We start from the raw sequence: 10726 nt of genomic DNA, 5'->3' as shown, positions 1-10726 counted from the left end.
GGTGGCACTCGCGCATATCCGCCACGCCGCGCCGCTGCGCGCGTGGGAGAGCATCCGCGTGTTTTCGCCGTCGCTCGCGGGCGACGCCGCGCGCGCGGAGCAGGTACGCGCGACCGATGCGCGCGTGAGCGTCGAAAGCTCGGCGCAAGCCTGCGTCGCCGACGCCGACGTTGTCATGCTCTGCACCTCGTCGGGCAAGCCGGTGCTCGCGCTCGACACGCTGACGAAACCCGCGCTCATCACCTCGATCAGCACGAACGTCGCGCAGGCGCATGAGATCGATCCGGCCGCGCTGCCCACGCTCGACGTCTATTGCGATTACCGCCGCACCACGCCGCACAGTGCGGGCGAAATGACGATCGCCGCGCGCGAGCACGGCTGGTCGCCGGACGCGATCGTGGGCGATCTCGCCGATCTCGCCAACGATGCCTGTCCGCGTCCGACCTACGCGCGCCACGCGTTTTTCCGTTCGATCGGCCTCGGCCTCGAAGACATCGCCGTCGCGTACACGCTCTACACGCATCTGCGCGCGGCGCGATAAGCAGTATCATCGACGTCCTCCGCAATCGCGCCACACCGCGCCACCCATACGTCGCCCACAGGTCCGCTCCGATGCCGAAAAAAGCACCCGCGAAAACCGCCGCGCCCCGCCTTCCGGACACGCGCGCGCGTCTGCTCGAACGCTACGCGCACGTCGCGGACAGCATCACGACGCTGTTCTTTCCGTTCGCCGAAGTCGTGATCCACGATCTCGCGGACCAGACCGTGGCGTATCTGTCGAACAATCTCTCGAAGCGCGAGATCGGCGACGATTCCGCGCTCGAAGATATCGAGGAAACCACGCGCAACAAGCTGCTCGGGCCGTACGAGAAAGTGAACTGGGACGGGCGGCGCATGCGCTGCGTGAGCACCGCCCTGTTCGACGACGACGGCCGCGCGGCGGGCGTCATGTGCATCAACCTCAACATCGCGGCGTTCGAGGACATGCAGGCGACGCTCGATCTGTTCCTGCGCGGCGCGGGCGTGATCGCGCAGCCCGAGGAGCTGTTCAAGGACGACTGGCAGGAGCGCATCAACACTTTCCTGCACGGCTGGCTGCGCGAGCGCCAGGTGGCGCTCAACTCGCTCACGCGCGAGCATCGGCGCGAACTCGTCGAGGCGCTGCATGCCGAAGGCGCGTTCAAGGGCAAGAGTTCGGCGAATTACGTGGCCAAGGTGCTGGGCATGGGGCGCGCGACCGTCTACAAGCATCTTCGCGAGATGAAGGGCGACGCGGCGTAAAGCCGCAGGCGCATCGTCGCGCGCGAATCGGAACAAGCCGGGCAAGCCGGGCTAATTCGGGCAAGCGCGCGCAACGCAAGAACGAAGCGGCTAACGCGGCCGGAGCCGCTACAATCGCCGGGATGGCGGCGGCCACCGCGCCGCCCTTCGCTCCCTGCTCCTCGCCCTTGTCCGCGATGTCCATGAACTACACGCCCATCCTCGACGCGATCCGCCGCGACCTGCAACCGCATCTCGGCTCGGGCCGCGTCGCCGATTACATCCCCGAACTCGCCAAGGTCCGCGCCGATCACTTCGGCATGGCGATCGTCACCGTCGACGGCCAGGTCTATCGCACCGGCGACGCCGATGTGCGCTTCTCCATCCAGAGCATTTCGAAGCTGTTCGCCTGCACGCTGGCGTTCCAGCTGCTCGGCGACGCGCTCTGGGAACGCGTGGGCCGCGAGCCGTCGGGCACCGCGTTCAACTCGCTCGTGCAGCTGGAATTCGAAGCGGGCAAGCCGCGCAATCCGTTCATCAACGCGGGCGCGCTCGTGGTCACCGACGTGCTGTGCCGGCGCTTCGTGCAGGCCGAAACGGCGCTCGTCGATTTCGTGCGGCGGCTCTCGGGCGAAGCGGGCATCGGCTACGATTTGCGCGTCGCGCAATCGGAACTCGCGCACGCCGAACGCAATCGCGCGATGGCGCATTTCATCGCCAGTTTCGGCAACCTGGAAATGCCCGCCGATACGGTCATCGACGCGTATTGCCGGCAATGCGCGATCGAGATGAGCTGCGTGGAACTCGCGCGCGCGGCGCTCTTTCTCGCCAACGGCGGCGTCTCGCCCGCGAGCGGCGAAAGCGTGCTCGACGCCAGTTCGGCCAAGCGGCTTTCGGCGCTGATGCTGACCTGCGGCACGTACGACGCTGCCGGCGATTTCGTCTACCGCGTCGGCCTGCCCGCGAAAAGCGGCGTGGGCGGCGGCATCGTCGCGGTGCTGCCGGGCGAATTCGCCGTCTGCGTGTGGTCGCCGGGACTCGACGCGACGGGCAACTCGGCGGTCGGCTCGCTGGCGCTCGAATGGCTGACGACGCGCATCGGCCGCTCGATTTTTTAAGACGTCCGCTTCAGACAGGGTGCGTCGGCGAGCGCGCTATACTTGCGCGCTTTCGTTGTCCGCTGCCGTTGTCAGCCCACGCACCAAGGATTCCCCATGAGCACTTTGCCGCCCTGCCCGAAATGCAGTTCCGCGTTCACCTACGAAGACGCGGGCATGTTCATCTGCCCCGAATGCGCGCATGAATGGTCGGGCGAGGCGGGCGCGCCCGCGGAAACCGCGAAGGTTTATCGCGATTCGGCGGGCAATGTGCTGCAGGACGGCGATACCGTCACGGTCATCAAGGACCTGAAGCTCAAAGGCTCGGGCGGCGTGATCAAGATGGGCACCAAGGTCAAGAATATCCGCCTCGTGGATAGCGATCACGATATCGATTGCAAGATCGATGGTTTCGGCGCGATGAGCCTGAAGACGGAGTTTGTCAGGAAGGCGTGAGGATTCGGGCGTTAAAGGGCGGCGAATAACCGGGTTCGCCACCCGCTTCAATTCGCGCCGCCCTTCACTCGCACGTCCCGCAGACAATCAGAATATTGACGGTCTGCTCCAGCGATCCAAAAATATCGACCTGCGACGCCGCTTTCACTGCATCCAGAAAACCCGGATTCTTGAAACGCACGCGCCGACCGCATTTCCTGCACGAAATCGAGTGCATCTTTTCGGCTTCGTACGGGCATTGAAGAAAGAACGTCGCCCGCGCGCCGGTATTGCCGGCCGCCCATTGTCTCGACACGATACCTGCGCTTTCGAAATCGACGAGCGCGCGATAAATCGACGCCTTGCTCAAGCCGATTTTCTTTCTGAGCGCGAATTTATAAATCTCGTCGGCTTTCACGCCGCGCTCGATTTCGAACATCGATGTCAGAACACCGATTCGCGTCGGCGTGACACGAACGCCCATCTCGTTCATGTACTTGACGACGGAATCGCGGTGAGCAAAGTACTTCGAACTAACCGGCTCAATTTTTCCCATAGTGTCAATACCGGGAAAGCGGCATCCGCAACGGCATGCCCTCCCCGGTTTCCCTAACTCCGGCCCGTGGCCGGAAAGTTTCAAGGTGTCAGCACGTCGGCGTGCAACGAGACGTTGCCGCCTCAGGCCGCGCTCAATTGCGCATGCGATTTCAACGCGCCGGCCAGTTCACGCCACGCCGCCAGTTCAGGCGCGCCCGGTTTGCGCGCGCCAAACAGCATGGCGATGTTTTCGCCTTGCGCGTCGAACAGTTCCACCGACGTCACGATGCCGTCATCAGTCGGCTTGCGCACGAGCCACGCGCTCGCGACGAGATCGTTGCGCAAATGCAGATTGAAACGTTCGTCGAGCACGTTGACCCAATCGCCCATGGTGCGGATGTTCGTCACGGGACCGGTATGAATCTGGATCATGCCGGCGTTGCCCACGAACACCATGATCGGCACCTGCTCGCGCGCGGCCTCGACCAGCAGCGTCTCGATCACGTCATTGGCGAGTCGCGTCACGTAGTGCGGCTCGGCGAGCCGCAGCGCCTGCGTGCGCGTCAGGCCGAACTTGCCCAGCAACGGGAAGAACTCGTGCGTGTCTTTCATCGCGGCCCACGCGGCGTGGAATCCGGCGCGATCGATGGTTTCATCGGCGCGCGGCGACGGTGCGGGCTGCGCGGGCGGCAGTGCGAGCGCCGCCGATTGCCCGGCATCAGCCCACTCCGACACGATCGCATCGAATGCCGCGTGATCGCTATGCGCGCGCAGAAACACCTTGAATACGGCTTCGCCCTGCGCGTCGTAGAACTGGAGGCTTTTCATCTCGCCATTGGCCGACGCGTCGCGAACCGCGAACGCAAAGGCCCAGCGTCGATGAAAAACACGCAGATCGATATCCGCGCCGAGCACGAGGCCGACATGGCCTTCCGCGCTCACCTTTTCGAATACGCCGTCTTTTTCGTGCACGGCCGCTTCGTTGCGGGTCAGCGCCATCACGGCGCCCAGTCGCGGCATTTGCGCGATCAGCCCCATGAAATCAGGCTTCAGACGCACGACGTTGACGCCGACAAAAGCCGCCACCGCCTGCGCTTCACTGACCTGCATCGCCGCGGCGGCATCGCGCTGACGCAGCTTGTTCACCGTCTTGTGCGCGAAATACGATTCCCGCCATTGCGCACATGCTTCGGGGTCCGAAAAATCCGTTTGAGTCATGACTATCCTTCGTATGTGAGGGACGAGTTTCAGAAGTCGATCTTCATGCCGACGTTGAAGTTTCGTCCGGGTGCCGTATAGGCGTTAAGCGTCGCGTAGCTCGAGGAACCCGACAGGTCTCGCACGTCGCTCCAGCGCCAGTACTTGCGATTGAACAGATTGTTGATGCCGGCGGTCACGCTCACGTGTTGCGTGATCTTGTAGCCCGCATGCAGGTCGACGATCGTGTACGACGGCGTCGAGAAATACTTGGTGCTCGACGTGTTCACGTCGCTGGTGTTGCGGCGCGAGTTGTAGGTCACGTCGGCGCCCACGAACCAGCGATCGTCCGCGCGGTATTTGATCCCCAGCACGGCGGCCAGCGGCGGAACCGACATGATCCCGCTGCTCGTGCCGTCGGTGTTCTGCTCGGTGCCGTCGATATAGGCCACGCCGCCCTTGACCTCGACCGACTCGCCCGCGAACCAGTCGAATTTCGCTTCGACGCCCTTGATGGTCGCCTTGCTGAAATTGATGTACTGGAACTTCTCCGGATCGCTCGCCGAGGTAATGCTGCCGCCCACCACTTCCGAGTCGATGAAGTTCTTGTAGCGGCCATAGAATGCCGACGCGCTATACGCCACGCGATTCGTGCCGAATGCGAGCTTGCCGCGCATCCCCGCTTCGAACGAGTTACTGGTTTCCGGCTTCAGATTCGGATTGCCGACCTGCTCGTAATAGGTGTGATACAGCGAGGCCGCCACGCCGCCGCCGTAATAGCTGTTGACCTGATTGGCCGACGGCGCGCGGAAACCGCGTGCGTATTGCACATACGGCACGAGCGCCGGGCTGATTTCATACAGGAACGCGAGGCGCGGCGAGAGTGCATTGCCGCTCGAATTGGACAGCGGCTGCGTCGACGAACTCGCGGCCGACGTATAGGTGCTGTCGGCATCGGGCGTCATGTGGTAGTAGTCGAAGCGCAGGCCCGGCACGAAAGTCAGCTTGTTCCAGCTGATGCTGTCCTGCATGTACGCGCCGAGATTGAGCGTTTGCGTCTTCGGGAAATTCTCCAGATAACCGGAGGTCGTATCGACCGTATTGCCATTCGAATCGGTGCTGTATTGCGACACGCTCAGGTCGAAACCGTACACGAGCTTGTGCGAGAACGGACCGGTCTTGAACGAACTTTCGGCCACGGTATTGCCACCGACGATGCTCTCGCCGTAGTGGTTGTAACGCGTGACGTCGGTCGTCGTTTCGCCGATCAGAAGCGACTGGTCGGTCGCCGCGTTGCGGTAGAACACCGAGCTCTTGACGTGCTGCACCCAGCGATTCGTTTCGTCGTCGTGATCCCATTCGAGCTTCACGCGATTGCTCGTCACGTTATTGGTCGTGTTGTACGAGGTGGTCTTGGCGGTGTAATTGCCAATCTCGTACAGACTGTCGACTTCATTGGAATTGTTGAGCGTTTCGGCGGTCAGCTTGAGCTTGTCGGTCGCCGAGAGCCTGAAGACGAGTTTCGCCAATGCCGAGCGGTTGTTGTACGTCGCCGGATCGGCTTCGTCACGATTCGCGCCCGTGCCGCCGGTGCTGCCGTGATTGTCCAGTTCGTGGCCATGACGGCCCGACAGCATCAGCAAACCCTGCACCGCGCCATTCGCAGTGCTAAAGGCTGTGGTCGCAGTGCCACCCCAGCTGCGATCGCTCGAGTCATAGTCCGAGCGCACGGAGAAGTACGTTTTCTTGCCGTAGATGCTCAGCAGGTCGGCGGGATCCTTCGTCACGAAGTTCACCGCGCCGGTCAGGCCATCGCTGCCGTAGAGCACGGACGCGGGTCCGCGCAACACTTCGACGCGTTCGTACAGGTCCGTGTTCAGATAGTCGCCGCGACCCGCCGAGCCGGAGCCGAAGGAGAACGATTGCGGCAGCGGAATGCCGTCTTCGAGCAGCAGGACCTGATTGCCTTCGAGACCGCGAATGTTGATGCCGTCGTTGCCGGCGCGACCCGTCGAGCTGCCGATGCCGCTCGGGCGATAGGCCTGGCGATTGACGGCCACGCCCGGCTCGTATTTCAGCGCGTCCTTGATGTCCTTGGCGTTGTTCTCTTCCATGTCGTCGGACGTGATGACCGACACCGTCGCCGCCGATTTGGTCGGGTCCGTCTTGCCGATGCGGTTCGCCGTGACCGACATGACGTTCAACTGGCTTTCCGCGCGCGATGTCGCGCTCTTCGCGGTTTTTGCGCTCGCTGCGGACGTTGCGCTCGATGCAGCGTCCGAGGCCGCAGTCGCGGCAGCCGCCGACGGGGCCGTCTGGGCCGAGGCCCCTTGCGCGCCCGTGAGTTCCGCGAGCGCCAGTGGAATCAAAATCGCCAGAATTCTTCGCTGAAACACCATCTTCCCCTTTTGATTGGCTTACTTTTTCGTCACGTAAGCCGACAGAATCATTAAGGTTGGTGAATATACATGAGAAGCATTCTCATTTACATCGCACGGAAAATTACGGCGTGTTTCGCGGACGTCAGGAAGATCGGGGGTTGTCGGGTCGCGGGAAGCCTTGACGGGTGGGCTCGCGGCGCGGGAAATCGATACGGAACTATTTAATCTGGCGCGCTTCGTGGCGGCGTCGCGCGTGGCGTTCAGACGCGCGATGCCCGCTCCGTCCGACGCGCGTTCCGCCCGGCGTGGCTGAATCGGCAAGCGGTGTACGCTGGCAGCAAACGCACGTCGTCAAACAACGAACGGCCCTAGCCAGCACACCTTCCGGAGAACGCCATGGCTGACAAGAAAGACGCCCCGCACCACCCCGCTGAAGCAACGGGCATGACGCGCGGGTTGACCGCTTACGGCGATCAGGGGTTTTCGCTGTTCCTTCGCAAGGCGTTCATCAAGGGAGCGGGTTACACGGACGAGGCGCTCGAACGTCCGGTGATCGGCATCGTGAACACCGGCAGCAGCTATAACGCCTGCCATGCGAACATGCCGCAACTGATCGAAGCCGTGAAGCGCGGCGTCATGCTCGCGGGCGGTTTGCCGATCGACTTTCCGACCATTTCGATTCACGAAAGCTTCGCGTCGCCGACGTCGATGTATCTGCGCAATCTGATGTCGATGGACACTGAAGAAATGATTCGCGCGCAGCCGATGGACGCCGTCGTGCTGATCGGCGGTTGCGACAAGACGGTGCCCGCGCAATTGATGGGCGCGGCCTCGGCCGGTCTGCCCGCCATTCAGCTCGTCACCGGCGCGATGCTGACGGGCTCGCATCGCGGCGAGCGCGTGGGCGCGTGTACGGATTGCCGCCGCTACTGGGCCAGGTTCCGCGCGAATGAAATCGATCAGGACGAGATCGACGACGTCAACAACCAGCTCGTGGCGAGCGTGGGAACGTGCTCCGTCATGGGGACCGCGAGCACGATGGCCTGCATTGCGGAAGCGCTCGGCATGACGGTTCCCGGCTGCGCGTCGCCGCCCGCGGTCACGGCCGATCGCATCCGCGTGGCGGAGCGAACCGGCACGACCGCCGTGAAGCTCACCAAAACACGGTTGACCATCGACCGGATTCTCACGCCTCACGCCTTCGAAAACGCGATGCGCGTGCTGCTGGCGATCGGCGGCTCCACCAACGCCATCGTGCATCTGAGCGCGATCGCCGGGCGAGTCGGTCACAAGATCGATCTCGACGCGCTCGACCGGATGGGCAAGGAAACGCCCGTGCTGCTCGACCTCAAACCGACCGGCCAGCACTACATGGAAGATTTCCATCACGCAGGCGGCGTCGCCACGCTGCTGCGCGAGTTGAAGCCGCTGCTGCATCTCGATGCGATGACGGTCAGCGGCCTCACGCTCGGCGAGCAGATCGAGGCGAGCGGTCCGGGCTTCGCGCAAACGGTCGTGCGTGCGTTTTCGCAGCCGGTTTATCCGCAAGGCGGCCTCGCCGTTTTGCGCGGCAATCTCGCGCCCGGCGGCGCCATCATCAAGCAGTCGGCCGCCGATCCGCGATTGATGGAGCACGAGGGACGCGCCGTGGTGTTCGAGACGGTTGAAGACCTCATGCAGCGCATCGACGATGAAGCGCTCGACGTGAACGCCGACGACGTGCTCGTCCTCAAGAACATCGGTCCGCTCGGTGCGCCTGGCATGCCCGAAGCGGGCTACCTCCCGATTCCCCGCAAGCTCGCGCGGGCCGGCGTGAAAGACATGGTGCGCATTTCCGACGGCCGCATGAGCGGCACCGCGTTCGGCACGATCGTCCTTCACGTGACGCCCGAAGCCGCTGCGGGCGGCACGCTGGCTTATGTCCGAAACGGCGACCGCATTCGCCTGAGCGTGCGCAACCGCGAGGTCACGCTGCTCGTCTCAGAGGAAGAACTGCAGCAGCGCGCGGCGCAGACGCCGATCACGCGGCCCACGGCCGGGCGCGGCTACCGCAAGCTCTTTCTGCAGACCGTCACGCAAGCCGACGAAGGCGTGGACTTCGATTTCCTGCGCGCGGCAAGCCTGCAGAAGAACCCGCCATCCGCGTAGACAGGCGAGCGTGACGGCGAGGCGCGGCGCCTTATCGTTGCGATGCTCGCAGCGCGGCGTAGCGCCGCTTCACCACGAGCGCCAGCGGCACCGTGAAGCAGAAATGCGACATGAATCCGCCAATGACGACATTGGGATCGAAGTAATTCGGGTGATTATCCGACGCGATGGAAATCGCCACGTGCATGGCGATCCACGCAAGGATCGCGTAGAACAACGCGATGAATGTCGCCTCGTAGCCGCGACGCTGAAAATACGGCCAGACGAGTGCGAACAGCACGCCCCACGCGGCGGCGAACGCGAAGTGAATGATCGTGCCGAGCACATAGGCGCCAACGCCCAGACTCTGCTGAACATGCTTGCCGAACACGAGGCCCGTGGCGTTGCTGGGGATGCCGCCGAGCGTCAATAGATGCTGCACGCCAACCCACACGACCGCCTCGTAAATCCAGATGCAGATCGCGCCCGTGAGGCCCGCCACGATTCCGCTGGACAGCATCGCGGCCATACTTGGCCAACCGCCTGCGGCGTTCACCGCACCCTTTCCGTAGCCATTGTCGCGAGCGCCTGCGCTGCCGTTCATTGTCGTTCCTGTTCGACCGTTGTGGGTTCGCCGGCCGGTTTCCCGGCCAGCTTGCACAACATAGGAAACGCGCGTGAGCGGGACTATCGAGGGTAAACGGCAAGTCATCGAAAGGACGCAAGCGCTAACGCTCTATCCACACCTTGCGCGGATAGCGCTTTTCGCCATCCATTCAATAAGTAAATTGGATGGCTTATTAAGCACTTTGCAATCGAGTCGGCAAACTCAACGCCTTATTCACTCCGGCGTCAGCACGAAATCAAATGCCGACCGCCAGCGCGTGCTGCCGTCGTTCACGCGTTCGAACGGTGCAACGAGCGTTTCCTTCACGCCAAATACCGCATCGGATTTCAGATAGGCGTCGTCGCCCACAAAGGTGTGCGTGACGATCTTCTCGAAACCGGGCGCGGTCACAATGAAATGCATATGCGCGGGCCGATACGGATGCCGCCCGAGCGCCGCCAGCATCTTGCCGACCGGGCCATCGTCGGGAATCGGATACGACACCGGTTTAATGCCGATAAATCGGTATGCGCCATCGGCACCCGTCGTGAAGATGCCGCGATTGTTCCATTTCGGCTGAATGCCGGGCTGCTGAACGTCGTAAAAGCCATCCGGATTATCGGACCAGACATCGAGCCGCGCGTCGGCCACCGGATTACCCTGAAGATCGAGCACGCGCCCTTCGAACACGCAGCTTTCGCCTTTGCCATCGAGCGTGATGCACGCGCCCATCTCGCGCTGCGGCGACTCGGCCACATGAAACGGACCGAGCACGGTATTTTCGGTCGCGCCGTCGGGGCGACGGTGGTTGATCGCATCGACGAGCATCGACACGCCCAGCGTGTCGCTCAGCAGAATGAATTCCTGGCGCTCGTTGCCGCAAATCTGTCCGGTGCGCGTCAGGAATTCAATGGCGCGTTCCCACTCGTCCTGCGTGAGATGCACGTCCTTGATAAAGGCGTGGAGATGCGTGACGAGCGAGGCCATGACCGTCTTCAGGCGCGCGTCGACCTCCGCGCCCATGCGTGCATTCACGGCCTGCTCCGAATTCGCTTCGGTAAAGAACTGGGACATATTAAGGATTC

10 protein-coding genes and 1 pseudogene are annotated in these 10726 nt (G+C 62.9%); 6 read left to right on the top strand and 5 right to left on the bottom strand.

Going from position 1 to position 10726, the window contains the following annotated elements:
- The 4 genes and pseudogenes from G3N97_RS08205 to G3N97_RS08190 form a co-directional block, all read left to right on the top strand.
- A pseudogene (locus G3N97_RS08205) lies at window positions 1-541 on the top strand (ornithine cyclodeaminase family protein); the annotation flags it as partial.
- Between the two features lie 71 nt (window positions 542-612).
- The gene (locus tag G3N97_RS08200) at window positions 613-1281 is read left to right on the top strand and encodes a PAS domain-containing protein (protein WP_205992772.1); all 669 of its coding nucleotides are present in this window, start codon (window positions 613-615) and stop codon (window positions 1279-1281) included.
- 182 nt (window positions 1282-1463) lie between these two features.
- Complete coding sequence (locus G3N97_RS08195; protein ID WP_074982668.1) at window positions 1464-2378, top strand: glutaminase; 915 nt, start codon at window positions 1464-1466, stop codon at window positions 2376-2378.
- Between the two features lie 96 nt (window positions 2379-2474).
- Complete coding sequence (locus G3N97_RS08190; protein ID WP_065060663.1) at window positions 2475-2813, top strand: zinc ribbon domain-containing protein YjdM; 339 nt, start codon at window positions 2475-2477, stop codon at window positions 2811-2813.
- A 64-nt stretch (window positions 2814-2877) separates the two neighbouring features.
- Here the strand turns inward: G3N97_RS08190 and G3N97_RS08185 are convergent, their stop codons facing one another.
- From G3N97_RS08185 to G3N97_RS08175, 3 genes are read right to left on the bottom strand one after another with little or no spacing between them, the layout of a single operon-like run.
- A complete protein-coding gene (locus G3N97_RS08185) occupies window positions 2878-3432 on the bottom strand; it encodes a transcriptional repressor (RefSeq protein ID WP_205992771.1) in 555 nt (184 codons plus the stop codon).
- A gap of 38 nt (window positions 3433-3470) precedes the next feature.
- The gene (locus G3N97_RS08180; protein WP_205992770.1) at window positions 3471-4547 is read right to left on the bottom strand and encodes a ChuX/HutX family heme-like substrate-binding protein; all 1077 of its coding nucleotides are present in this window, start codon (window positions 4545-4547) and stop codon (window positions 3471-3473) included.
- A 29-nt stretch (window positions 4548-4576) separates the two neighbouring features.
- The gene (locus tag G3N97_RS08175) at window positions 4577-6721 is read right to left on the bottom strand and encodes a TonB-dependent hemoglobin/transferrin/lactoferrin family receptor (protein ID WP_241030465.1); all 2145 of its coding nucleotides are present in this window, start codon (window positions 6719-6721) and stop codon (window positions 4577-4579) included.
- On the opposite strand from G3N97_RS08175, the gene G3N97_RS39350 reads away from it, so the two are divergent.
- Together G3N97_RS39350 and G3N97_RS08170 are read left to right on the top strand one after the other, a co-directional pair.
- The gene (locus G3N97_RS39350; RefSeq protein ID WP_241030463.1) at window positions 6720-6917 is read left to right on the top strand and encodes a hypothetical protein; all 198 of its coding nucleotides are present in this window, start codon (window positions 6720-6722) and stop codon (window positions 6915-6917) included. The two genes, G3N97_RS08175 and G3N97_RS39350, sit on opposite strands and share 2 nt — an antisense overlap.
- A 386-nt stretch (window positions 6918-7303) precedes the next feature.
- Window positions 7304-9055 carry an IlvD/Edd family dehydratase gene (locus tag G3N97_RS08170; protein ID WP_205992768.1) on the top strand — a complete coding sequence of 584 codons (1752 nt, stop codon included), beginning with the start codon at window positions 7304-7306 and terminating at the stop codon, window positions 9053-9055.
- A 31-nt stretch (window positions 9056-9086) separates the two neighbouring features.
- Here the strand turns inward: G3N97_RS08170 and G3N97_RS08165 are convergent, their stop codons facing one another.
- Both G3N97_RS08165 and G3N97_RS08160 read right to left on the bottom strand, forming a co-directional pair.
- Window positions 9087-9554: a hypothetical protein gene (locus G3N97_RS08165; RefSeq protein WP_241030462.1), complete on the bottom strand. Its 468-nt coding sequence runs from the start codon at window positions 9552-9554 to the stop codon at window positions 9087-9089.
- 321 nt (window positions 9555-9875) lie between these two features.
- Window positions 9876-10715, bottom strand: coding sequence for an intradiol ring-cleavage dioxygenase (locus G3N97_RS08160; protein WP_205992766.1), 840 nt, complete (start codon window positions 10713-10715; stop codon window positions 9876-9878).
- Window positions 10716-10726: the final 11 nt, after the last annotated feature.

Origin of the sequence: Paraburkholderia sp. Ac-20347 (genome assembly GCF_017104805.1) — a bacterium.
Lineage (GTDB): Bacteria > Pseudomonadota > Gammaproteobacteria > Burkholderiales > Burkholderiaceae > Paraburkholderia > Paraburkholderia tropica.
Note: the sequence above shows the minus strand (reverse complement) of the source record. Positions and strands in the feature narration are given on the sequence as shown.